This is a genomic window from Xanthomonas sp. LF06-19 (assembly GCF_034105425.1).
GTDB classification, from domain to species: domain Bacteria; phylum Pseudomonadota; class Gammaproteobacteria; order Xanthomonadales; family Xanthomonadaceae; genus Xanthomonas_A; species Xanthomonas_A sontii.
Map to the genome: position 1 here is coordinate 433,360 of NZ_JAXGGH010000002.1, position 22,744 is coordinate 456,103.

The following is a 22,744-nucleotide window of genomic DNA, read 5'->3' on the forward strand; positions in this document are numbered from 1 at the left end:
ATCGCGCGGTGGCGCCGTTCGCCGCCGCGCAACGTGCGCGGGAGGAAGACCTCCCGCAGCGGTTCCGAAAGCAGCGACGTGCCTACCATGACGCAGTTCGCCCGCCTTCCGGCGGGCATTTTTTTGCTGGATGGTGCACGGCGGTGCGGCGCGAGACCGCAAGCCCCTCTCCCACCGGGAGAGGGGTTGGGGTGAGGGTGCGGCACGAGGCGCGGTGCAATGGGCGAGGCGAGGCGGCGCCCGACCCTCATCCGGCCCTCCGGGCCACCTTCTCCCGATGGGAGAAGGAAGAGCGCTAGCGGCTTTCGCGCAGGAACCGCGCCATCGACGACACTCCCGGCAGCGCCGGCTGGAACTGCCCGGCGACGTCGACGAAGCCGCGCATCACCGCGATCTCGCGCGGGGTGCGGTTCAAGGTATCGCGCAGTTCCGGATCTGCACCGGCGCGCAGCAGGCGCTGCACCAGCAGCGGCAGGCCGTGCAGCGCGGCCAGGTGCAGCGGGCCGAAGCCGCGCGGATCCTGCACCTCCAGGCTGACCTCCTCGTCGAGCAGGCGCTCGACGCCGGCCAGCACCACCGGCTCCTCGCAGGCCGTGCCCGGTTCGGCGCGCGCACCCAGCAGCAACAGCAACGGCGTGACCCCGCCGGCGGAACCGCGGTCGGCCTCGGCGCCGGCCAGCAGCAGCGTGTCCAGCAGGGCCAGCAGGCGCGACTTGTCGCGCGCGGTGAAGCCGTACAGCGCGGCGCAGTGCAGCGGGGCCAGTTGCTGGGCGTCGCCGGCATGCACGTCGGCACCGGCGGCCAGCAGCCGCGCGGCGATGTCCGGCAGACCCAGCGCGCAGGCCAGCATCAGCACGGTGACCCCGCCCGGCAGGCGGTGTTCGATCTGCGCCCCGGCCTGCAGCAATGCCGCGACGATCTCGGTCTGGCGCATGCTCACCGCCGCCGACAGCGGCGTGGCGCCGCTGGCCGCGGCGTGCTGCAGATCGGCGCCGCGCGAGAGCAACAGTTTCACCGCCTCGGCATGGCCGCCGCCGGCGGCGCGCAGCAACGCGGTGCAGCCCTGCGCGTCCACCGCATCCACCGGCAGGCCGAGGTCGATCAGGCGGCGGATCGCCTCGGCGTCGCCGACCATCGCCGCGGCCGGCACGTCGGCCTCGCGCAGCGGGCGCCGCGGCAGCGGCCAGGTGCGCCAGTCCAGCCAGTCGGCCAGGTCGCGGCGGCCGCTGGCCAGGGCCACGCCGAGCGGGGTCTGGCCGTCGGCGGCGCGCGCATCCGGCGAGGCGCCCTGCTGGATCAGCAGTTTCAGCGAGGCCTCGCGGCCCAGCGCGGCGGCCAGGTGCAGCGCGGTCATGCCGTGGCTGTCGCGCGCCTCGCGGTCGGCGCCGCGCTCGAGCAACTGCAGCTGCAGCCGCAGCCAGCCCAGCCGCACCGCCAGCGACAGCGGCGGATCGCCGGCCGGCGACGGCGCGAACGGATCGGCGCCGCGCTCCAGCAGTTCCAGGGCGAACTGTTCCAGAGCGCGCGACGCGTGATCGTGCTGCGCGCAGGCGGCGAGCAGGCGGGTCAGGCCGCCGCGGCCGGCCGGCGACACGCCGTGGCGCAGCATCGCCTGCAGGCTGGGCACCGCCTCCACGCCGCGCGAGAGCAGCGCGAACATCGGGGTGTCGCCGCAGGCATCGAGCACCTCCGGCTCGGCGCCGTGCGCCAGCAGCCAGTCCACCGCCTGCGCGTTCAGCGCCAGCGGCGGCTCGTGCAGCAGCGCGCCCAGTTCCTCGGCCGCGCACAGCCGCGCCAGCGCGGCCAGGCCGTCGCGTGGCTGGCCCAGTTGCAGGCCTTCGCGCAGCAGTTCCAGCGGCGGCCGGTCGGGCAGCCCGGCCGGGCCGGTCTCGCCCTGGCCGTCGCTGACCGCGGCCGGCAGCGGATAGTCCGGGTCCAGCGCGGACACGATCGCCCAGCGCCCGGCCTCGGCGGCCAGGTCGACGGCGCGGCGGCCGCTCTGGTCCGGCTGCGCCGGCGCCACGCCCAGCTCCAGCAGGCGCCGGATCAGCCCGGGGGCGACGTGGTCGGCGGTGCAGGCCAGCAGGATCGCGTTGCGGCCGTCGCCATCGACCGCAACCAGGTCCGGCTTGTGCGGCAGCAGCCGTTCCAGCACCGCCACGCGGCCGTGGCGGGCGGCTTCCAGCCACGGCGTGCGGCCCAGCGCATCGCGCGCTTCCAGGTTGGCGCCGGCGCCGAGCAGGGCCTGCACGATCTCCACGTGGCCGGCCTGCGCCGCCTCGTGCAATGCGCTGCGGCGCTGGCGATCGCGCGCGTCGACCCGCGCCTTGTGCTTGAGCAGCAACTGCACGCCGGCCGGATCGTCTTCCTCGGTACCGGCTGCGGCCAGCAGTACCGGGCTGGCCTCGGCCGGCTCCGGCTTGGCGCCGCGCTCGAGCAGGAACTTGGCCATGCGCCAGTTACCGACCTGGCAGGCCACCGCCAGCGGGGTCAGGCCGTCGCGGTTGGCCGCGTCCAGTTCGGCAGCGGCGTCGCGCAGCAGCGCAGCCACGCCCGGGTCGGAACTGCGCGCGGCGTGATGCAGCGGGGTGTTGCCATCGCCGTCGCTGGCGCGCGGGTCGGCGCCGTTGGCGAGCAGGGTCATCACCGCCTCCGGGCGGCCATGCCAGCTGTCGCGGGTGGCGGCCAGCAGCGGGGTCATGCCCAGGTGCGGGCGATTGACGTCGACCCCGCGCACGATCAGTTCGCGCAACAGGCGCAGGTCCGGCAGCACCGCGGCCAGCACCGGCAGGCTGCGCTGGTCGCGCCACTCGGCGGCGGGCAGCGCATGCGGATCGGCGCCGGCCTGCAGCAGTTGCAAGGCGCGATCGACGCGCCCCCCGCGGGCGGCGTCGTACAGCGCCGCATGCAGTTCGTCCTGCGCCGGCGGCGGCTCGTCCGCGCGCGGCGCGGCGGTGGCGCTGAGTTCGGCGAACAGGTCGGCCGAGGACACCGGCGGGGTCAGCGTCTGCGGCGGCGCCACCCGTTGCAGGCCGGCATGCAGCAGCGGCGACAGCAGCGCATAGGCCAGCGCCAGCGGCCAGCGTGCGGCCTCGGCGAGCAGTCCCGGCCAGGCCAGCACCACGCCGAGCCCGGCCAGCACCAATACCAGCGCGGCCACCGCCAGCCCGCGCCAGGCTTGCACGTCCTGCTGCGCCAGCGCATGCCAGCGCGCGCCCAGCGGGCCGCCCTCGGCATCGCTGCCGTGCCACAGCGGCCAGGTCCGCCACAGCCCGAGCAGCGCGGCACTGGCGGCCACGCTCAGCGCCAACGCGGCAGCCAGGCTACCGCTGTCGTGCAGCGCCGCCAGCGGCCAGGCCACCAGCACCGCGACCAGCGCCATGCCGCCGGCCCACAGCACCAGCAGCGGCACCGCCGCGCCGACCAGGTCGCGCGCGGCGCGTGGGCGCGGCCGGCTGCCACGGTGCCAGGACAACGCCAGCGCGAACGCCGGTTGCGCCAGCCAGGCGCCCAGGGCGGCGGCCAGCGGGCCGATTCCGGCGGCCAGCGCCAGCACCGCGCCCAGGGCGGCGGCGAGCATCGGCGCACGCGCGCGGAGGAAAGAGTCAGTCATCGTGTCGATCGGTGGTGCCGGGCAGGGACGGCGGCAATTGCAGATGGAAGCCGCAGCCGGCGAGGTTGGCGCGCACCGCGGCCGGATCGGCGCGGGCCAGCGTGCGTTCGGCGGTCAACGCCACCTCGAGCACGAACGCCAGCGGCTGCAGCGACGCCAGCAGCGCCGGCGGCAGACGGCCGAAGTCGTCGCGGGCGGCGAGATACAGATAGGTGTCCGGCTTGCGTTGGCTTTTGTAGACGTAGGCTTGCATGCCCGTGGCGTGCGCCTGGCGTGGAAAGGCAAGCGATTGTGGAGGAAATGCGCCAGCGGCGAAAGCGCACGCCGGCCCTGCGCTGAACGGATCCGGGCGCGGGCGCTATTCACGTTCGCGTCGTGGGTGTTTCACGGCATGACCGAATGCGTCGATATACTGCGGCGATTGTCCTTGTATGGAATACCGCGTGACCGAAGCGTCCTCGTCGCCCCGCATGGCCCCGGTGGCCATACGCGCCTACACCGCGACCAACGCGCTCGGCAGCGGACTGCAGGCCCAGGCCGCGGCGCTGCACGAGGGCCGCAGCGGCCTGCGTCGCAACGACTTCGGTCCGCAACCGCTGGAATGCTGGATCGGCCGGGTGGACGCGCTGGAAACCGCCGCGCTGCCGGAGGCCCTGGCCGCGTGGGAATGCCGCAACAACCGCCTGGCCTGGCTCGCCCTGCAACAGGACGGCATGGCCGCGGCCGTGGCCGCCGCGGCGCAACGCCACGGCGCCGAACGGGTGGCGGTGGTGATGGGCACCTCCACCTCCAGCATCGGCGCCAGCGAGGAGGCCTACACCCGGCTCGAGCACGATGCGGAGGGTCCGCGCATGCCCGCCGACCTGGACCGGCCGATCGTGCACACCCCGCATTCGCTCGGCGATTTCGTGCGCTCCGCCACCGGTTTGCGCGGCCCGTGCATCACCGTCGCCACCGCCTGCTCGTCCAGCGCCAAGGTGTTCGCCCAGGCCGCGCGGCTGATCGCCGCCGGCGTGGTCGATGCGGCGCTGGTCGGCGGCGTGGACACGCTGTGCGGCAGCGTGCTGTTCGGCTTCAACTCGCTGCAGGTGGTGTCGCCGGAACCATGCCGGCCGTTCGACGTGCGCCGGGTCGGGCTGTCGCTGGGCGAGGCCGGCGGCTACGCGCTGCTGGAGCGCGCCGATGCCGCCGACGCGCCGCCGGCGCAGGCGCTGCTGTGCGGCTACGGCGAATCCAGCGACGCCCACCACATGTCCGCGCCGCATCCGCAGGGGCTGGGCGCCGGCCTGGCGATGCGCGGCGCGTTGCAGCGCGCCGGCGTGGACCCGGCCGAAGTCGGGTATCTCAACCTGCACGGCACCGCGACCCCGGCCAACGACAGCGTCGAGGCCGCCGCGGTGGCGGCGCTGTTCCCGCCGACCCTGCACGCCAGTTCGACCAAGGCCTGGACCGGGCACACGCTCGGCGCCGCCGGCATCGTCGAGTCGGTATTCGCGCTGCTGGCGCTGCGCGACGGCCTGCTGCCCGGCACCCTCAACAGCGAACTGCCCGATCCCGCCTGCGGCCCGCAGATCCGCTTCGCCACCGCCCATGCACAGGTCCGCTACGCGATGAACAACTCCTTCGGCTTCGGCGGCAACAACTGCTCGCTGCTGTTCGGCCGCGCATGAGCACGCCCATGCTGAGCGCGACGATCGAAGGCATCGGGTTCTGGGCGCCCGGCCTGCCCGGATGGACGCTGGCACAGGCGTTCGCGCGCGGCGAAGGCGCGCCGCTGGAGACGCCCGGCCGGCCCTCGCCGCAGTTGCTGGCGCCGAACGAGCGCCGCCGCGCGCCGGACACGGTGGCGGTGTCGCTGGACGCGGCGCTGGCCGCCTGCCAGGACGCCGGCCGCGACCCGGCCACGCTGCCGTCGGTGTTCACCTCCACCCACGGCGACCTGGCGATCACCGACTACATGTGCACCACCCTGGCCAGCGAACCGCTGTCGGTGTCGCCGACCAAGTTCCACAACTCGGTGCACAACGCCGCCGCCGGCTACTGGACCATCGGCGCCGGCGCCACCGCCGCGGCGACCGCGATCAGCGCGCACAGCGGCAGTTTCGCGCAGGGACTGCTGGAAGCGCTGTCGCAACTGGCCGCGGGCGAAGAGGCGGTGCTGCTGGTCGGCTACGACAGCCGCTCGGTGGGGGCGCTGGGCCGGATCGCGCGCAGCGAGGGCCTGCTCGGCGGCGCGCTGGTGCTGAGCGCGGGCGCCCGCGACGGCAAGCCGCAATTGCAGGTGCAACTGCGCGACGGCACCGCGCCGGTTGGCGATGGCGCGCTGGCGCGGCATGCCGCGGGCAACGCGATGGCGCCGATGCTGCCGCTGTTCGACGCGCTGGCGCTGGGCAGCAGCGGTTGCGTGCTCGATGCAGGCGGCGGCCGCTGCCTGCAGGTGGAGCTGCGCGCATGAGCCGCACGCCGCTGAGCGCCGCCGACGCCGCGATCCTGATTCCCGCCCTCAACGAACGGCTGCGCATCCGCGAGGTGGTCAGCGACGCGCTGGCGCACTGCCCGCGGGTGATCGTGGTCGACGACGGCTCCGACGACGGCACCAGCGACTGCATCGCCGACTTGCCGGTGACCCTGCTGCGCCATCCGCAACGCCGCGGCAAGGGCGCGGCGTTGCGCAGCGGCTTCGCCGAGGCGCAGCGCCAGGGCGCGCGCGCGGTGATGACCATGGACGGCGACGGCCAGCACAGCGCCGCCGACTTCCCGCGGTTGCTGGCCGCGGCCAACCGCTATCCCGGCTGCGTGATCGTGGGCGCGCGCTTGCGCAAGCGCGCCAGCCAGCCGCCGATCCGCCGCATCGGCAACGATTTCGGCGACTGGGGCATCGCCTGGGGCTGCGGCTTCCGCCTGGTCGACAGCCAGAGCGGCCAGCGCCTGTACCCGCAGTCGGTCTACACCCTGCCCGACGTGCCCGGCGAGGGCTTCGTGTTCGAGGCGCAACTGCTGATCTCCGCGGCGCGCCAGGCCGGCGCGCGGGTGGTGGCGGTGCCGATCGAGACCCGCTACGCCAACCAGACCCCGGGCACGTTCCGCAAGAGCCACTTCCGGCTGGTGCGCGATCTGTGGAAGATCACCTCGCACGTGATCGTGCAGGTGTGGACCTATGGGCACGTGGTGCGCGAGTACCGGCGCACCCGCGCCAATCCGGTGCTGATCGACGACATCGACGGCACCCTCGACACGGCCCCCCTGGCCGTCGCCAAGGAAAAGACGACATGAAGGCAGCGCAGGCGGATGTGGCGATTCTGGGCGGCGGACTGGCCGGACTGACCCTGGCGCTGCAATTGCGCCAGCGCGACCCGCAGCTGCGCATCCGCGTGCTGGAACGGCGCGCGCACCCGGTACGCGAGGCCGCGTTCAAGGTCGGCGAGTCCTCGGTGGAGATCGGCGCGCACTACTTCGCCGAGGTGCTGGGCCTGCGCGAGCACCTGGATGCCGAACAGATCCGCAAGTTCGGCTTCCGCTTCTTCTTCTCCGACCGGCGCACCGACATCGACCAGTGCACCGAGCTGGGGGTGAGCCAGTTGCTGCCCACTCCGTCGTGGCAGATCGACCGCGGCCGCTTCGAGAACTTCCTCGGGCAGCGCGCGCGCGAGATGGGCGTGGAATTCCTCGACGGCAGCACAGTGCGCGGCGTCGATTTGGCCGAGGACGACGGCGACCACTGCGTGCGCTACAGCCGCGACGGCGCCGAGGCCAGCCTGCAGGCGCGCTGGGTGATCGACGCCAGCGGCCGCGCCGGCCTGCTCAAGCGCAAGCTCGGCCTGGCCCAGGACAACGCGCACCAGGCCAACGCGGTGTGGTGGCGGGTGGACGGGCTGGTCGATCCCAACGGCTGGTCGCAGGACAGCGCCTGGCTGCAGCGCTGCACGCCGCCGGACCGCTGGCGCTCGACCAACCACATGTGCGGCCCCGGCTACTGGTTCTGGCTGATCCCGCTGTCCTCCGGCGCGCATTCGCTGGGCATCGTCTGCGATGCCACCCTGCATCCGCTGGAGACCATGAACACCCACGCCAAGGCGATGGACTGGCTGCGCACGCACCAGCCGCAGGTGGCCAACACGCTGGAGCGCAGCGAGCACACGGTGCAGGATTTCCTGTTCCTGCGCGACTTCTCCTACGGCTGCAAGCAGGTGTTCTCGGCACAGCGCTGGGCGCTGACCGGCGAGGCCGGCGTGTTCCTGGACCCGTTCTATTCCCCGGGCAGCGACTTCATCGCCATCAGCAACACCTACATCTGCGAACTGATCGGACGCGAGCGCGCCGGCCGCGACATCGCGCCCTATGCCGAGCTGTACCAGCAGCTGTATTTCTCGTTCTACGAGAACACCCTGACCCTCTACCAGGATCAGTACCCGCTGTTCGGCGACGCCCAGGTGATGCCGGTCAAGGTGATCTGGGACTACACCTACTACTGGTCGCTGCTGGCGCCGCTGTACTGCACCGACCGCATCGCCGACCTGGCGGTGCTGGGCCGGCTGCGCCCGGCGCTGCAGCAAGCCAGCGCGCTCAACCTGGGCATGCAGGCGCTGCTGCGCGACTGGGGCGCGGCCAACCGCGCTCAGGCGGCGGCGGTGGCCGACGGACGCCTGCTGGACCAGTACCTGATCGGCTGGTTCCACGAACTCAACCGCGCCCTGAGCGACCGGCTGGACGATGCCGCCTTCGTCGCCCGCCTGCACGGCAACGTCGCGCGCATGGCGGAACTGGCCGGGGAGATCCTGGCGCGCGCCCGCCAGCAGCATCCGACGCTGGCCGACCACGGCCTGCTGGATGCCTGCCGCGATGCGGCGACGCCGCTGCCGGTCCTGTCGCCGGCCTGGTACGCCGACGCCGCCTGATCCACGCGCAGGGCCATGCCGCCCTGCAACAACGCGCGCTTCGCTTCCCCGCCGCGAGGCGCCAGGCGGGCGCGCAATTGCGCGGCACGCGTCACACAGTGCGAATATCGCCCGCACATTCGGGTTTTCGCACGCACGGCGGTTGACGCCCTGGCGCCACCGGCGCGACACAGGCCCGCCGCGCCCGGCGCGTCCTCCAGGAGAACTCCATGCGCTCCACGCTGCTCGCCTTGGCCCTGCCGCTGGCCGCTCTCGCCGCCTCCTCCACCGCACAAGCGCAGACGACCGCGCGCGCACCGGCCTCGCCGGCACCACTGCAGCAGTCGTGCGACGCGCTGGCGAGCCGGCTCGCCTATCCCGGCACCCGCTTCACCGCGGTACGCAGCGTGGCGGCCGGCGCCCTGCAGGTGGCCGGCCAGCCGATCGGCGCACACTGCCAGGTCACCGGGCTGATGCACGAACGCGTCGGCAGCGACGGCCAGTCCTATGCGATCGGCTTCGAGATGCGCTTGCCGGCGGCATGGAACGGGCGCTTCTTCTACCAGGCCAACGGCGGCCTGGACGGCAACGTGGTCCCGGCGCTTGGCGACATCGGCGGCGGCGGCCAGCGCGACAACCCGCTGCGCATGGGCTTTGCGGTCATCAGTTCCGATGCCGGGCACAGCAATGCGCAGAACCCGCTGTTCGGCCGCGATCCGCAGGCGCGCCTGGACTACGGCTACCAGGCGGTGCAGGCGCTGACGCCGATGGCCAAGCGCGTGGTGCAGATCGCCTACGGCAAGGCGCCGGACTACAGCTACTTCGGCGGCTGCTCCAACGGCGGCCGCCATGGCATGGTCGCCGCCGCGCGCGACGCGCAGGACTACGACGGCATCCTGGTCGGCGACCCCGGGTTCCATCTGCCCAAGGCGGCGATCGCGGACCTGGCCGCGGCCCAGCAACTGGCGGCGCTGGCAGGCGGCAGCGACACGCGCAGCGGCCTGAGCGCCGCCGAGCGCAGCCTGGTGGCCGAGCGCATCGTCGCCACCTGCGATGCGCTGGACGGCGTGCGCGACGGCATGGTGCAGGACGTGCTCGCCTGCCAGCGCCGCTTCGACCTGAACCGCGACGTCGCCACCTGCGGCAGCGCCGGGCGCACCGGCCAATGCCTGACCCCGGCGCAGAAGCGCGCGCTCGGCGCCATCCACGCCGGCGCGCGCAACAGCGCCGGTACGCCGCTGTACGCGCCCTTCCCCTACGACCCGGGTATCGCCAGCGGCGACTGGGCCGGCTGGCGGCAGGACGCCTCGCTGACCCTGGTGCCCGGTTCGGTGGCCTTCGGCTTCGTCACCCCGCCGGAGGATCCGGCGGTGCTGCAGGATCTGAAGCGCTATGCGCTGCAGTTCGACATGGACCGCGACGCGCCGAAGATCTTCGCCACGGCCGGCGCCTTTGGCGAATCCGCGTGGTCGTACATGACCCCGCCGAACGAGACCCGGCTGACCACGCTGAAGAAGCGCGGCGGCAAGCTGCTGATCTACCACGGCACCGGCGACGGCATCTTCTCCTTCGCCGATACCGCGGCCTGGTACGACCGCCTGCGCACCGCCGATGCCGACGCCGCCAGCTACGCACGCTTGTTCGCGGTGCCGGCGATGGCGCATTGCGCCGGCGGGCCGGCCACCGACCAGTTCGATGCGCTGACCCCACTGGTGGCCTGGGTCGAGCAGGGCCAGGCGCCGGCCGCGATCGTCGCCAGCGCACGCGGCAGCGGCAGCGCCGCGCCCAACAACGAGGTGCCGGCCAACTGGAGCAGCCAGCGCAGCCGTCCGCTGTGCCCGTATCCGCAGGTGGCGCGCTACGTCGGCGGCGACGTGGAGGCGGCGTCCAGCTTCGTCTGCCGCTGAGCGCCCGTCGCCGTTGCGCCGCCGGCATGGCGGTGCAACGGCCGCGTCGTTTTCGAGGCGGTCAGCCCATGCCGCCGTTGATGCCGATGACCTGGCCGTTGATGTAGGCGGCCGCGTCCGAGCACAGGAAGGCGATCAACGCCGCCACTTCCTCCGGCTTGCCCGGACGCCCGGCCGGGACCATCTGCTTGATCGCCTCCGGCGGGAACGCGCTCTCGGCCATCGCACCCTGGATCACGCCCGGTGCGACCACGTTGACGCTGATGCCGCGGCTGGCCATTTCCCGCGCCAGCGACATGCTGGCGCCGTGCAGCGCCGCCTTGGCCGCGGCGTAGTTGGTCTGCCCGCGGTTGCCCAGCACCGCCGACACCGAGGACACGCTGACGATGCGGCCCCAGCGCGTGCGCGCCATCGGCAGCAGCAGCGGCTGGGTGACGTGGAAGAAACCGTGCAGCGAAACGTCGATGACCTTATGCCACTGCGCCGCGCTCATGCCCGCCATCGGCGCGTCGTCGTGGATGCCGGCGTTGTTGACCAGCACCTGGATCGGGCCGGCCTCCAGCAAGGCCGCCAGCGCCTGCGCGCTGGCCTCGGCATCGGCCACGTCGAACGCCACCGCCTCGGCGCTGCCGCCGGCGGCGACGATCGCCTCCACCACCGCCACGGCCCGCGCGACGTTGGCATTGGCGTGCACGATCACGTGCAGGCCCTGCGCGGCCAGGGCACGGCAGATCGCGCCACCGAGATCGCCGCTGCCGCCGGTGACCAGGGCGCGGCGCGGGGAAGCAGGCTGGGACATCGTGGTTCCTTGGGCGGAGGGACAGGGCCGCCATCCTAACGACTCGTCGCGCACCGCGGGCACCCCGTCCAACGCCGCAGCAGCCGCGGGCGGACGTTATCGTGGAAACCTATCGCGATCGATGACACACGACACCGCGAAACGACACCTGCAGGAACGTGCCCGTGCATTGCCTGGGTGCACTGTGGGAGGGACTTCAGTCCCGACGCCTTCCACGCCGGGCTCTTCGGCAAGCGGCGCTCGCCGCGCCTGCAGGGCCGTCGAGGCCTACGCAGTCACGCCGCGCCCAGCATCACCGTGGCGCGACCCTCGGCCAGCAACTGCCCGGCATGGCTGATGCGGAAGGCGTACTGCTGGCTGTCCTCGGCCTGCAGCAGCACCTCGGCCTCGCCTTCGATCGGACCGGGCAGATCCTGCAGTTCGCTGACGTGCAACTGCACCCCGCGCAGCGCCACCAGCATGCCCGGCCGCACCGGCGTGCCCGCGGCGCGACCGAGCAGGCCACCGTGCACCGCCATCGCCTGCGCACCGTACTCGCACAGGTGCAGCGCGCGCAGCCGATCGCCACTGCGCAGCGGATGCGCGGCCTGGCGATGCGCGACGCTGCGCAACACCACGCGCTGCGCGTCCCAGGCCACCACCTCTTCCCACAGGCACATCAGGCCCTGGTGCGGGACCAGGGCGGCGATGGCGTCGCGTCCGTGCAAGGGTTCAGTGTGCATGGCGGCTCTCCCGGGCCTCGCTGGCGGTCTCGCGCGAAATCAGCAGCGCCAGCACGAAATTGAACAGCACGCCCAGCGCCACGGTGCTGCCGATCGCGCGCAGCACCGGGATGCTGGAGGCGGCCAGCAGCGCGAACACCAGCAGGGTCATCAGGCTGCACACGATCAGCGCATGCAGGGTGCGCAACTGATCGGCGCGGTCGTCGCCGGCGTGGTCGAAGAACAGCGCGTAGTCCAGGCCCAGGCCGGCGGCCAGGATCAGCGCGATCAGGTGGAACAGGTTCAGCTCGACCCCGCAGCCGCGCAGGATCGCCAGGATCAGCAGCGTGGTCAGCGCCATCGGCAGCAGCACGCGTGCGATCCGTCGCGGCGTGCGCAAGGCGATCGCCACGGTCAGCGCCAGCAGCACCGCGGCCACGCCCAGCGCGGCGAGCACGCGGCCGCGGTAGGCGGCGACCAGCGACTCGGAGGCGTCCTTCAGGTCCAGCAGTTGCGCGCCGCTGCCCTGCACCGCGCGCGCCAGCTGCGCCGGATCGCGCAGCCCGGTCAGCGACACCAGTGCGGTGGAGCGGTCCGGACGCTCCAGCAGCAGGCCGCCGACGGGGGTCGCCAGCGGCGTGCCGTGCAGGTCGTGCGCGGTCAGCAGCGGCGCCGTGCGCGCGGCCTGCAGGTCGGCCAGGAACGGCGCGAAGGCGTCGGCGCGGAACGGGGTGGCGGCGACCGCGGCGGCGGTGATCGCCTGCGCCTGTGCCGTATCGGGCAGAGCGGCCTGGCGCCGGCGCTGGGTGGCGGCGCTGGGCAGATAGCGCGCGGCCATGTCGTAGCCGGCCAGTTCGCCCTGCGCCACCAGCGCATCCAGGCGCGGGCGCAGGCGTTCGGACGCGGCCAGCGCGGCCTCGGCGGAAGCCGCCGGCAGCGCCAGCACGTAGCGCACGTCGGGCGCGCCCAGTTCCTGGCGCAGGTGCGCGTCGCGGGCCAGGCCGTCGGCCGGCACCGGGGTCAGCTTGGACAGGTCGTTCTGCCAGAACGGCCCCGGCGCGAACACGATCACCGCGGCCGCCAGCAGGGCCAGCGGCAGCAGCGACCAGCGCGGCCGCGGCAGCCGCGCGATGCCGCGCCACAGCCGCTCCAGCATCGGCGAATCGGCATGGTCGCGCGGCGAGGGATCGATCAGCGCCGGCAGCAGCAGGCGCGTGGTCAGCGCCGCCACCAGCAGGCCGGCGATGGTGAACACCGCCAACTGGCGCAGGCCGTCCACGCCGGAGAACAGGAAGGTGACGTAGGCGATGCAGGTGGAGACCACGCCGGTGGCCAGCGTCGGCCACAGATGGCGCGCGTTCTCGCGCGGGTCCAGGCCCGGGCGCTGATGGCTGAACAGATGGATCGGGTAGTCCTGGACCACGCCGATCAGGGTGAAGCCGAACGCCACGGTGATGCCGTGCACGCCATCGAACAGCAGTGCCACCGCGCCCAGCCCGGCCAGGCCGGCGCTGGCCAGCGGCAGCACGCCCAGCACCGGGATCTTCCAGCTGCGGTAGGCGACCAGCAGCAGCACGATCAGCCCCACCGTATCCAGGGTGCCGATCCACTGCGCCTCGTTCTGGGTGCGCCCGCCGATCTCCACCGAGAACGCGCCAGGGCCGGTCAGCGTCAGCGTGCTGCCGGTGCCGGCGCTGACCTTGGCGAAGGCGGTGTGGATCGCATCCACCGCGCGTTGCTGGCCAGTGGGATCGAAGCCGGCGGCGCGGGTCTGCGCGACCAGCAGCGCGTCCTTGCCGGCGCGGTCGAACCACACCCCGTCGCGCTGCTGCGGGCCGCCGGCCGGCTGCAGGCTCTCGGCCAGGTGCAGCACTTCCAGGGTCGGATCGCGCGGCAGCAGCGGCTCCACCATCGCCGCCGCCGGCGAGCCCAGGTCCTGCAGCCGCGCCTGCAGCGCATCGCGCAGGGTCGGCGCATCCAGCGGTTTGGCGTCGAAGCTGTGGCTGAGCAGATAGCGGTACGGCAGCAGGCGCGGCGGGATCGCGTCCAGGCCGGCGTCGGCACCATTGGCGACCAGTTCGAACACGTCGCGCTGCGCGGCCAGTTCGGCATGCAGCGCCTGCGATTGCTTGGCCAGCGTGGCCGGATCGGCCCCGGACAGCGACATCAGCAGCAGCCGCGAGCCAGGGCCTTCGCCGAGTTCGTCGAGCAGGAGTTTCTGCGCGGGAGTGCGGGCTTCCGGCATGAACTTGCGCAGATCACCGGACACCTGCAGTGCGTTGCCCAGCCAGATCCCGGCCACGGTCAGCAGCGCCAGCCACAGCAGCGCCAGCGAGATGCGCATCTTCGAACTGAGGGCACGCTTCATCGCTGCATCCCCACGTCTACCTGCACCGTGCGATCAATGGCCACGCGCGCAGCCGTCAGGCCGGCAGCACGCTGCCGGCGGGCGCCTCGTGCGGGGATCACGCCGCGTCGCCGTGGCACAGCGCGGTCAGCGCAGCGCCGTCGGCGAGGGCGCCGGCGGCCTGCGCGGCACCGGCCAGCAGGGTGCGCTGGACGTCGCCCTTGGCCGGGGTGGTCTCGATGCAGCGCAGTTCGGCGCCACGGCCGTACAGGCGCAGGCTGCGCACGTGCGCGGCCATGGCCGGATCCTTGGGCTGCAACTGCAGCTGCCAGCGCTCGCGGGTGCCGCTGCTGCTGATGTTGAACTGCTGCTGCAGCAGCGCGCGGTCGCCGGACAGCAACGCGCCGAAACCGCTCTGCAGGCCGGCCAGTTCCGGCACGCGCGTCAGCGAGAAGCGCCGCGGCGGCTTGCCGTCGCGCTCCAGCGTGGCCTCGCCGCCACGCAGCGTGGTGGTCTCGTGGTAAGGCGCGGTGACCTCGCGCACCAGCGTCTGCGCGTCCGGGCGGCGGTACTCGCCCTGCACCCGCAGCGGCGCCTTCAGCAGCGCCGAGCCGCGCAATTCGACGAAGGCGGTGCTGACCGGCGCCGGCCGCGCCAGCTTCTGCAGGATCCAGTCGGCGTCCGGCGCCTCAGGCGATGCGGCGCTCAGCGGTGCGGCGCTGCACAGCAGTATCAGCATCCACGGCAAGGTGCGGCGCATCGGCATGGCGGTTGTTCCAGAAGTCGTAGAAGTTGAACCAGTTGTAGGGCGCGGAGCGGGTGTAATGCTCCAGCCTGGCGGCGTAATCGCGGATGAGCGCGGCCAGCACCGGCGCGCGCTGCCGGCGCGGCAGATCCAGGCCTTCGCTGAAGGTCTCGAACACCAGCTCGTAGCGGTTGCCGCCGCGGTACAGCCCGAACGCCAGCACCACCGGCACCTTGAGCGCGGCGGCGATCAGCCACGGCGACGTCGGGAACATGGCGCCCTGGCCGATGAACGCGGCCGGCAGCGCCGGATCCTCCGGGCGCGGCCGGTCCACCAGCAGCGCGACCAGCGCGCCCTCGTCGGTGGCCTGCTTGATCGCCATGACGATCGAGGTGCTGTCCATGCCGGCGTCGATGATGTTGGCGGCCAGTTGCGGGTTCAGCGCGCCCAGCAGCTCGGTCATCGCCGGGTTGTGCGCCTTGTCCAGCACCACCTTGACCTGCACGTCCGGGCGCTCGGTGGCCAGCACTCGCAGCGCGTCGAAGCTGCCCAGGTGCGAGCCGAAGATCAGCACGCCGCGGCCGCGGTCCATCTGCGTGTGCAACTGGTCCAGGCCGCGGATCTGCACCCGGAACCGGTGCATCTGCCCGCACAGCATGAACACCCGGTCGAGGATGGTCGAGGCGAAGGTGTGGATGTGCCGGGCCACCTCCAGCAGCGTGGCCGGGCGGTCGAACACGCGGCTGAGGTAGTGCCGCGAATCGCGCCGCTCCGGGCCGCGCACCAGCAGGAAATACAGGGTGATCGGATACAGCAGCAGGCGCCCGACGGCACGGCCGCCATAACGGGCGATGCTGCGGATCAGCCACAGGGCGAAGCGGCCGCCGCCTTCCGGGCGGTGCTTCCAGCCGGCGCTCACGGCGCCGCCTCGGCGTTGAGTTCGCCGCTGACCAGCAGGTCCTCGCCACGCAGCACGCGGAAGCGCCAGCGCGGCGCGGTACCGTCCAGTTCCACCCGCGCCGGCTGGCCGGGAAACAGCGGTTGCACGAACTTCACCTGCGGCAGGCGCAGCGGCGCGCGCGCGCCGTGCGCCGCCTCCACGGCCTGCAGCACGTGGTCCAGCACCACGACGCCGGGCACCACCGGGCGGCCCGGGAAGTGGCCGGGCAGGCTGGGATGATCATGCGGTACGACGAATTGCATACGGGCGACTCATATCCTGGGTTCGAGCATGGCACGGACGGCCTGGTGCGCGCGCTGGGTCACTTGCTGGCGGTTCAGCGGGCCGTCCTCGCCGTTCACCCGGATCGGCGTGCCGATCCGCACCCGGATGACGCCGGGCCGCACCCGGAACAGGCTGGTCGGCGGCAGTACCTTGCCCGCCCCGTCCAGCGCCACCGGCACCACGTCCACCCCGGCGTCGATCGCGGCCTGCAGCAACCCGGCCTTGAACTCGGCCAGCGCGCCGCTGCGGCTGCGGGTACCTTCCGGGAACAGGCACAGGTCCTGGCCACGGCGCAGCAGCGCCGCCGCCTCGCGCCGCATCATCGCCCCGGCGCGGCGGCTGTCGCGGTCCAGGAACAGCATGCCGGTCGCGCGCGCATACCAGTTCACGAACGGCACCTTCAGCATCTCGTCCTTGAGCAGGAAGCGCAGCGGCACCGGTAGCGCCATGAACAGCGCGCAGATGTCGATGATCGACTGGTGGTTGCTGACGAACAGGTGGTTGCGCGACCAGTCCACCCGCTCGCGGCCCTCCACCTGCAGCCGCGCCCCGGCGCCGAACAGCAGCACCGGCGCCCAGAACCGCGCGCCCATGCGCAGCGGCAGGCGCGGCCCGGTCAGCCACAGCAGCACCAGTGCGACGACGATGCCCAGCGCGGTGTGCGCCAGGGTGAACACCAACTGCAGGGCGTTCCACACGGCCCAGGCCATGCGCGAAGGCATCCCAGCCTGCGGCAACTTGCTGTTTTCCTTGATGATCTGCACGACCCTTGCGTCCCCTGCACTTCGCGCGTCAGCGCAACAGATCGCGCCAAAAAACCGGCCCCAGCCGCGCCAGCCGGTGCAGGAAGTCGGGCAGATTACGGTAGGGACGCTGCGGAAACCAGCGCCCGCGCAGCAGGTACTCGCCGACGAAGAAGCCGCCGATGACCCCGTAGCCCAGCAGATTGGCGAACAGCGAGGCGCGCGCATCGCTGATCGGCAGCGGCGAGGCCAGGCCCAGCTGCGCCAGCACCCCGCTGGGCTGGGCGCACAGCGCCAGCACCAGGTTGAGCAGGGTCAGCCCGACCAGCAGCAGGGTCCAGGCCAGGGTCAGGCGGCGGGTGTAGCGCAGTTGGTCCGGGGTGATCGGCATGCCGGCCTGCCGGTACAGGGCCTCGACGATGCGGGTGATCAGCGGCGTGCGCCCGCGCTGCAGGCTGCGCCCGAAGAACCAGGCCACCCAGGCGGTGAACAGCACCGGCGGCGCGGCCAGCAGCAGCAGGGCGTGCGGCGAGCGCCACAGCGGCACCAGCGCCGCGGTCGCGGCGATCGCCAGCGCCCAGGCCCAGGGCCGCCAGCGCGCCATCGGTTCCACCAGCACCATCAGCACCAGCGCCGCGCCGGCCAGCACCGCCAGGTCCGGGCGGTGCGCGGCATTGGCCCAGTGCGCCAGTGGCGAGTAGGCCAGCGCCAGCAGCACGCCCAGGGCCAGCGCCCAGGGCGCGGCGTCGGCCGGCTCAGCTGGTCTTGTTGGCTTCGACATGCGCCGACAGCGCGCGCAGCGAGGCGAAGATACGGCGGTTCTCGTCGTTGTCCGAGCGCAGCTGGAAGCCGTAGCGCTTGCTGATCGCCAGCGCCAGTTCCAGGGCGTCGATCGAGTCCAGCCCCAGGCCGGTATTGAACAGCGGCGCCTCCGGATCGATGTCGCCGGGCTGGACGTCTTCCAGGTTCAGGCTCTCGACCAGCAGCTCGGCCAGTTCACGTTCGGCGGCGGTTTGCGAAGACATCCAGGGGCTTCCAGGCGAAAGGACGGGTGCGACAAGATGGTGCATCGGGCGCTGCGGCGCAACCATCGGCCCGCGAACGGCACGCTATCATGCCGTTTCGCCCCGCCGTTGCGCCCGCAGGTTCCCTCAGGATGACGTCCGCCGCTGTTGCTCCCCCTCCCCCCACCGCACGCGACGCCGCGGCAGACACGCCCGACGTGCTGGTGATCGGCGGGGGGCCGGCCGGCTGCGCGGCGGCGATCGTGCTGGCGCAACGCGGCTGGCGGGTGACGGTGCTGGAAAAGGACCACCATCCGCGCTTCCACATCGGCGAATCGCTGCTGCCGATGAACATGCCGATCCTGCAGCGGCTGGGCGTGCTCGACCAGGTGCGGGCGATCGGCGTGCTCAAGCTCGGCGCCGATTTCCCCAACGATGCCGGCGGCTACAACACCTTCCGTTTCGCGCATGCGCTGGGCGCGCAGTCCGACTTCGCGCTGCAGGTGCCGCGTGCCGACTTCGACCGGGTGCTGTTCGCACACGCGCGTGCGGTCGGCGCCGACGTGCACGAGGGCGTGCGCGTCGAGGCGGTGCAGCTGGACGGCGGGACGCCGACGGTGCAGGCGCGCGGCGCCGACGGCGTGCGCCACTACCGGCCGCGCTACCTGATCGACGCCAGCGGCCGCGACACCTTTCTCGGCAACACGCTCAAGCTCAAGCGCGCCAATCCGCGGCACCAGTCGGCGGCGCTGTTCAGCCATTTCCGCGGCGTGGCGCGGCGCCCCGGCGAGGACGCCGGCAACATCAGCATCTATCGCCATGCGCACGGCTGGATGTGGCTGATCCCGCTGCCCGACGACGTGATGAGCGTGGGCGCGGTGTGCGACCCGGAGTACATGAAGACCCGCAAGGGCTGCGACAGCGAGACGTTCCTGCTGCGCACGCTGGCGCTGAATCCGGACGTGGTGGCGCGCATGGCCGGCGCGCAGCGCGTGGCGCCGGTGCACGCCACCGGCAACTACGCCTACGAATGCACGCGCATGAGCGGGCCGCGCTGGCTGATGCTCGGCGACGCCTACGCCTTCGTCGACCCGATGTTCTCCTCCGGCGTGTACCTGGCCATGCACAGCGCCGAGCGCGGCGCGTCCGTGGTCGACGCGGCGCTGCGCGACCCGGCCAGCGAGGCGCGGCTGCAGCGACGCCTGGAGCGGCACTTGCGCGGCGGCCTGGACGAGTTCAAGTGGTTCATCTACCGCTTCACCTCGCCGACCATGCGCGAGCTGTTCGCGCAGCCGCGCAACGTGCTGCAGGTGGAACAGGCAGTGGTGGCGATGCTCGCCGGCGACGTCTTCGACAACCGTGCGGTGCTGCGCCGCCTGCGCGTGTTCCGCGCCATCTATGCGCTGTCCGCGGTGGCGATGCTGCCGCGGGCGTGGCGCGCCTGGCGCCACCGCCGCCGCCAGGCCCGCGAATCGTTCCACGGCGACACCTTGCACGGAGATACACCATGAGCCGCCCGCACCTGCAGTTTCCGCACCACACGCAGGGCCATCCGCAGTTGCAGGTGGACTACGTCGCCGAAACCGACCCCAGCCAGTGGCTGGCCGAGGATCGCGTCCTGGCGGTATTCGGCTTCGGCGAGACCGCGCCCTACCACGACGACCCGCGCTACCTGCGCGTGCCGCTGCAGCCGCACGGCCCGCGCATGCTCGAGGTGTGGCGCACCGACGCCCCGGTGCACAGCGGCCGCGACGGCGCCATCGCCTGGGCCAGCGACGGCCGCCTGCAGTTCGGCGTCATCGAGATCGACGAGCGCCAGGTCGACCTGGACATCGAGGAAGCCGCCGCGCTCGCCTACGCGCAGATCAGCGCCTTCGTCGCCGGCAGCGCCACCCCGCGCCTGCTGCGCATCTGGAACTACCTCGACGCGATCACCCTGGGCAGCGGCGACCGCGAGCGCTACCGGCGCTTCTGCGTCGGCCGCGCGCGCGGGCTGGGCGATTTCGACGCCACCCAGCTGCCGGCGGCGACCGCGGTCGGCCGCTGCGACGATGCGCGGGTGATGCAGATCTACTGGCTGGCCGCCGCGCAGGCCGGCACCCCGCTGGAGAACCCGCGCCAGGTCAGCGCCTACCGCTACCCGCGCCAGTACGGCCCGCAGCCGCCCAGCTTCGCCCGCGCCATGCTGCCGCCGGCCGGCAGCGACATGCCGCTGCTGCTGTCGGGCACCGCCAGCGTGGTCGGCCACGCCTCCATGCATCAGGGCCAGCTGCTGGCGCAGTTGGAGGAAACCTTCGCCAACTTCGACGCCCTGCTGGCGGCCGCGCGCGAACACGCCCCGGACCTGCCGCCGCAGTTCGGCGACGGCACCCGCCTCAAGGTCTATGTGCGCGAGCCCGGCGACCTGCCGCTGGTCGCCGCCGCCCTCGATACCCGCTTCGGCGACCGCGTCCCGCGCCTGCTGCTGCACGCGGTGATCTGCCGCGACGAACTGGCGGTGGAGATCGACGGCGTGCATGGTTGAACGGCGACGCAAGATCGTCCTGGTGTCCGGCGCCCCTGGCGCCGGCAAGACCACGCTGGCGGTCCCGCTGGCGGCGCACCTGGGCTTTCCGCTGTTCTGCAAGGATTTCATCAAGGAGACGCTGACCGACGCCCTGGGCGATGGCGGCGACGATCTCGCCGCGTCGCGCCGTCTCGGCGGCGCCGCGATGGAAGTCCTCTGGTCGCTGGCACAGCGCAGTCCGCACGCGGTGCTGGAAGCCAACTTCCGACCGCGCAGCGACTACGAGCGCGGCAGGATCGCCGCACTGGAGGCGAGGCTGGTGGAAGTCCATTGCCACTGCGGCCATGACGAGACCCTGCGCCGCTTCCGCGCGCGCGCCGCGACGGGCACGCAGCACGCGGCACACCCCCTGCGGGAACTGCCACCCGACCTGCTTGCCGACTATCCCGGTCCGATCGGCCTGGGGACGGTGATCGACGTGGACACCCGCATGCCGGTGGATCTGCCGCACCTGTTCGCGCAGGTCGCCGCCGCGCTTTCCTGAGCGGGTACCGGCACCGCCGCTGCCGCGCCGGTTCCGCCCTCGCGACGCGCTGTCCCTGGACATGCGCCCAAGTGCGGTCTGTGCGGGACGGATGCCGTGTCGCTGCTTGCCCGGCGCAAATCACGTAGGACGCCGGACGTGGCAGAGCGCACCGCAGCAAGCGCGTATGCGTCGATGTTTCGCGCCGCTGCCTTCCGACCATCCCACCTCGCCGGCCACGCAGTGGCGACATATACTAAAGCGTCGGCGCGGCCAGGTGACGGTCCAATTCCGGCTGTGTGGTGCGCTGTTGCTCCTGCCCCAGCGCCTGATTGGCCAGCGCCAGTTTCTGGTCCGACTGTTCCACCGGCGTGGCCAACGCCTGCTCCACCGGAACGACCGCGCGCTTCATCGCCGGGTCGTCCAGTGCGCCCTGCACGGCGATCAGGTTCCCGGTCTTCCCCAACACCACGTGGTCGACCCGCTCCAGCGCATTGCCCGACAACGAATAGCCGGCCGTGCCCGGATACATGTCGCGATTGTCCTTGCAGGCCGCCAGCAGGCTGCGGCTGAGCCGCTCGCTGTCGTGGTCGTAGGCCTTGCCCAGGTCTGCGTCGACCCTGCGCATGCCTGCTCGGATCTGTTCCAGCAACGCGTGATCCGGATGCCCCGGCAGCGACGGATCATCGCTCCGGTGCGCCTCGGCGCCTTGCGCGGGAAGCGTCGAAGGTTCGGGCAACCCGTTGGCCAGGGGCGACACGTGCCGATGGGTGTCGGCGGTGTGCTGCAGCAGTCCCGCGACCGGCGGCTGGGTGCTGGTGTCGAAGTACGGCAGAGGACGCCGGTCCCTGCCCAGATCCAGCCCGTTCTCTTCCAGCAGCGACTCGCGCAGATGCAGCCGCGACAGGTTCAGCGCGATCTGCGGGGTGTCGTTGCCGGGTTGTGGCGGATGGCTTGCTCGCTCCGCCTGTGCGATGAACGAGAGCGCATTGGCTGCGTAGTAGTTGGGATAGTCGGAGTTTCCGAGCGCGCCCAGGCCACCCGGGCTTCTAGGCAGCTTATCGAAGTAGTTCTGCCCCATTGCCTCCAGATTGCCCGGGGTCGAACTCAGCGTCAGATCGCTATTGATGCTCAAGTTCTGCTTCAGCTCATAGGACAAACCACGCGGCCCACTCTTGACCTCAATAAAGTCAGCCATTCGACCTGGCTGCTCGCGATAGATGTCTTGAAGCGATGGATGGGGATTGACTGCTTTCACCTTGCTTACGACAGCGTTCCATCCCGCAATTTCTGCTCCAGCCTCATCGCGCCGATGCTGAGACAACAAGGTATTGAGAGGCTCGGTATAGTCGCGAGGCTCTGACTGGTGCCGCGCAATGTGCTTCACCGCGTCATGGAAAGCTTCGCGCGCTTGCGCAGTGTCAGCGGCATTGAAACCGTGTTGCAGCTCGTGGCCCAACACGAATGTCAGCTCACCGGCAGCGGGCAACCTGCCTCCAGGCAGCGCAGTGAGTCGCGCCAAGGGGATCCGCATGGACTGCGTCTGAGGCTCGTACTCACCGCCAGCATTCGGATTGGTCAATGGCACGATCTGCTTGAGGTACTGTCGCTCAACTGCCGTGTTGAACTGATCTACCAATGCGGGAGAAGCATTGAGGATCGCCCGCAAATTATCCGCTTGCTCTCGAGTGACGCCAGGTTGGGTGGAAAATGCCGAAATGACAGTTTCAGCTTGTGGACTGAGCCCCGCCATGATG

Annotated in this window: 20 protein-coding genes; 8 read left to right on the forward strand and 12 right to left on the reverse strand. The window is 72.1% G+C overall.

Annotated elements, in window-relative coordinates; genetic code table 11:
• Positions 1-295: 295 nt before the first annotated feature.
• Positions 296-3,613: an ankyrin repeat domain-containing protein gene (locus SLW55_RS05925; RefSeq protein ID WP_152247218.1), complete on the reverse strand. Its 3,318-nt coding sequence runs from the start codon at positions 3,611-3,613 to the stop codon at positions 296-298.
• On the reverse strand, positions 3,606-3,866 hold the full coding sequence (locus tag SLW55_RS05930; protein ID WP_017909431.1) for a YcgL domain-containing protein: 261 nt from the start codon (positions 3,864-3,866) through the stop codon (positions 3,606-3,608). Before SLW55_RS05930 ends, SLW55_RS05925 begins: the two co-directional genes overlap by 8 nt.
• A 217-nt stretch (positions 3,867-4,083) precedes the next feature.
• Between SLW55_RS05930 and SLW55_RS05935 the strand changes: the two genes are divergently transcribed.
• From SLW55_RS05935 to SLW55_RS05955, 5 genes are all read left to right on the forward strand, one after another.
• A complete protein-coding gene (locus tag SLW55_RS05935; protein WP_267098994.1) occupies positions 4,084-5,283 on the forward strand; it encodes a beta-ketoacyl-[acyl-carrier-protein] synthase family protein in 1,200 nt (399 codons plus the stop codon).
• An 8-nt stretch (positions 5,284-5,291) separates the two neighbouring features.
• Positions 5,292-6,068: a beta-ketoacyl synthase chain length factor gene (locus SLW55_RS05940; RefSeq protein ID WP_267098995.1), complete on the forward strand. Its 777-nt coding sequence runs from the start codon at positions 5,292-5,294 to the stop codon at positions 6,066-6,068.
• Positions 6,065-6,886: a glycosyltransferase family 2 protein gene (locus SLW55_RS05945; protein ID WP_017916235.1), complete on the forward strand. Its 822-nt coding sequence runs from the start codon at positions 6,065-6,067 to the stop codon at positions 6,884-6,886. Before SLW55_RS05940 ends, SLW55_RS05945 begins: the two co-directional genes overlap by 4 nt.
• Positions 6,883-8,508 carry a tryptophan 7-halogenase gene (locus tag SLW55_RS05950; protein WP_267098834.1) on the forward strand — a complete coding sequence of 542 codons (1,626 nt, stop codon included), beginning with the start codon at positions 6,883-6,885 and terminating at the stop codon, positions 8,506-8,508. The genes SLW55_RS05945 and SLW55_RS05950 overlap by 4 nt, the downstream gene beginning before the upstream one ends.
• 209 nt (positions 8,509-8,717) lie before the next feature.
• On the forward strand, positions 8,718-10,394 hold the full coding sequence (locus SLW55_RS05955) for a tannase/feruloyl esterase family alpha/beta hydrolase (protein ID WP_267093109.1): 1,677 nt from the start codon (positions 8,718-8,720) through the stop codon (positions 10,392-10,394).
• A gap of 61 nt (positions 10,395-10,455) precedes the next feature.
• On the opposite strand, the gene fabG is transcribed toward SLW55_RS05955, so the two are convergent.
• The 9 genes from fabG to xanC form a co-directional block, all read right to left on the reverse strand.
• Entirely contained in the window at positions 10,456-11,193 is a 738-nt protein-coding gene (fabG, locus tag SLW55_RS05960; RefSeq protein WP_267083980.1) for a 3-oxoacyl-ACP reductase FabG, read from the reverse strand.
• A gap of 275 nt (positions 11,194-11,468) precedes the next feature.
• A complete protein-coding gene (locus SLW55_RS05965) occupies positions 11,469-11,900 on the reverse strand; it encodes a phosphotransferase (protein ID WP_267098996.1) in 432 nt (143 codons plus the stop codon).
• Positions 11,901-11,904: 4 nt separating this feature from the next.
• Positions 11,905-14,262 (reverse strand): MMPL family transporter, encoded by a 2,358-nt coding sequence (locus SLW55_RS05970; RefSeq protein WP_320744813.1) that lies wholly within the window; start codon positions 14,260-14,262, stop codon positions 11,905-11,907.
• 97 nt (positions 14,263-14,359) lie between these two features.
• On the reverse strand, positions 14,360-15,007 hold the full coding sequence (locus tag SLW55_RS05975; RefSeq protein ID WP_320744814.1) for a LolA-related protein: 648 nt from the start codon (positions 15,005-15,007) through the stop codon (positions 14,360-14,362).
• Positions 14,931-15,905 carry an acyltransferase gene (locus tag SLW55_RS05980; protein WP_043093714.1) on the reverse strand — a complete coding sequence of 325 codons (975 nt, stop codon included), beginning with the start codon at positions 15,903-15,905 and terminating at the stop codon, positions 14,931-14,933. The genes SLW55_RS05975 and SLW55_RS05980 overlap by 77 nt, the downstream gene beginning before the upstream one ends.
• Positions 15,902-16,189, reverse strand: coding sequence for a hypothetical protein (locus SLW55_RS05985; protein ID WP_017908317.1), 288 nt, complete (start codon positions 16,187-16,189; stop codon positions 15,902-15,904). The genes SLW55_RS05980 and SLW55_RS05985 overlap by 4 nt, the downstream gene beginning before the upstream one ends.
• Before the next feature lie 9 nt (positions 16,190-16,198).
• Entirely contained in the window at positions 16,199-16,948 is a 750-nt protein-coding gene (locus SLW55_RS05990; protein ID WP_267122586.1) for a 1-acyl-sn-glycerol-3-phosphate acyltransferase, read from the reverse strand.
• Between the two features lie 55 nt (positions 16,949-17,003).
• Positions 17,004-17,735, reverse strand: coding sequence for a ketosynthase (locus SLW55_RS05995; protein WP_267098836.1), 732 nt, complete (start codon positions 17,733-17,735; stop codon positions 17,004-17,006).
• Positions 17,710-17,979 (reverse strand): xanthomonadin biosynthesis acyl carrier protein XanC, encoded by a 270-nt coding sequence (xanC, locus tag SLW55_RS06000; protein ID WP_003470209.1) that lies wholly within the window; start codon positions 17,977-17,979, stop codon positions 17,710-17,712. Before xanC ends, SLW55_RS05995 begins: the two co-directional genes overlap by 26 nt.
• Positions 17,980-18,110: 131 nt before the next feature.
• Here xanC and SLW55_RS06005 point away from each other — a divergent pair, with 131 nt between their 5' ends.
• From SLW55_RS06005 to SLW55_RS06015, 3 genes are read left to right on the forward strand one after another with little or no spacing between them, the layout of a single operon-like run.
• Entirely contained in the window at positions 18,111-19,469 is a 1,359-nt protein-coding gene (locus SLW55_RS06005) for an NAD(P)/FAD-dependent oxidoreductase (RefSeq protein WP_320744815.1), read from the forward strand.
• Positions 19,466-20,482, forward strand: coding sequence for a pteridine-dependent deoxygenase (locus tag SLW55_RS06010; RefSeq protein WP_017908313.1), 1,017 nt, complete (start codon positions 19,466-19,468; stop codon positions 20,480-20,482). The genes SLW55_RS06005 and SLW55_RS06010 overlap by 4 nt, the downstream gene beginning before the upstream one ends.
• Positions 20,475-21,008: an AAA family ATPase gene (locus tag SLW55_RS06015; protein ID WP_320744816.1), complete on the forward strand. Its 534-nt coding sequence runs from the start codon at positions 20,475-20,477 to the stop codon at positions 21,006-21,008. The genes SLW55_RS06010 and SLW55_RS06015 overlap by 8 nt, the downstream gene beginning before the upstream one ends.
• A gap of 235 nt (positions 21,009-21,243) precedes the next feature.
• On the opposite strand, the gene SLW55_RS06020 is transcribed toward SLW55_RS06015, so the two are convergent.
• Positions 21,244-22,740, reverse strand: coding sequence for an XVIPCD domain-containing protein (locus SLW55_RS06020; RefSeq protein ID WP_320744817.1), 1,497 nt, complete (start codon positions 22,738-22,740; stop codon positions 21,244-21,246).
• Between the last annotated feature and the right edge of the window lie 4 nt (positions 22,741-22,744).

Excerpts from the sequence above, each read along its gene's own strand:
- SLW55_RS05925 (WP_152247218.1), bottom strand. The coding sequence starts at position 3,613 with ATGACTGACTCTTTCCTCCGCGCGCGTGCGCCGATGCTCGCCGCCGCC.
- SLW55_RS05930 (WP_017909431.1), bottom strand. The coding sequence starts at position 3,866 with ATGCAAGCCTACGTCTACAAAAGCCAACGCAAGCCGGACACCTATCTG.
- SLW55_RS05935 (WP_267098994.1), top strand. The coding sequence starts at position 4,084 with ATGGCCCCGGTGGCCATACGCGCCTACACCGCGACCAACGCGCTCGGC.
- SLW55_RS05940 (WP_267098995.1), top strand. The coding sequence starts at position 5,292 with ATGCTGAGCGCGACGATCGAAGGCATCGGGTTCTGGGCGCCCGGCCTG.
- SLW55_RS05945 (WP_017916235.1), top strand. The coding sequence starts at position 6,065 with ATGAGCCGCACGCCGCTGAGCGCCGCCGACGCCGCGATCCTGATTCCC.
- SLW55_RS05950 (WP_267098834.1), top strand. The coding sequence starts at position 6,883 with ATGAAGGCAGCGCAGGCGGATGTGGCGATTCTGGGCGGCGGACTGGCC.
- SLW55_RS05955 (WP_267093109.1), top strand. The coding sequence starts at position 8,718 with ATGCGCTCCACGCTGCTCGCCTTGGCCCTGCCGCTGGCCGCTCTCGCC.
- fabG (WP_267083980.1), bottom strand. The coding sequence starts at position 11,193 with ATGTCCCAGCCTGCTTCCCCGCGCCGCGCCCTGGTCACCGGCGGCAGC.
- SLW55_RS05970 (WP_320744813.1), bottom strand. The coding sequence starts at position 14,262 with ATGAAGCGTGCCCTCAGTTCGAAGATGCGCATCTCGCTGGCGCTGCTG.
- SLW55_RS05975 (WP_320744814.1), bottom strand. The coding sequence starts at position 15,007 with ATGCCGATGCGCCGCACCTTGCCGTGGATGCTGATACTGCTGTGCAGC.
- SLW55_RS05985 (WP_017908317.1), bottom strand. The coding sequence starts at position 16,189 with ATGCAATTCGTCGTACCGCATGATCATCCCAGCCTGCCCGGCCACTTC.
- SLW55_RS05995 (WP_267098836.1), bottom strand. The coding sequence starts at position 17,735 with ATGTCGAAGCCAACAAGACCAGCTGAGCCGGCCGACGCCGCGCCCTGG.
- xanC (WP_003470209.1), bottom strand. The coding sequence starts at position 17,979 with ATGTCTTCGCAAACCGCCGCCGAACGTGAACTGGCCGAGCTGCTGGTC.
- SLW55_RS06005 (WP_320744815.1), top strand. The coding sequence starts at position 18,111 with ATGACGTCCGCCGCTGTTGCTCCCCCTCCCCCCACCGCACGCGACGCC.
- SLW55_RS06010 (WP_017908313.1), top strand. The coding sequence starts at position 19,466 with ATGAGCCGCCCGCACCTGCAGTTTCCGCACCACACGCAGGGCCATCCG.
- SLW55_RS06015 (WP_320744816.1), top strand. The coding sequence starts at position 20,475 with ATGGTTGAACGGCGACGCAAGATCGTCCTGGTGTCCGGCGCCCCTGGC.
- SLW55_RS06020 (WP_320744817.1), bottom strand. The coding sequence starts at position 22,740 with ATGGCGGGGCTCAGTCCACAAGCTGAAACTGTCATTTCGGCATTTTCC.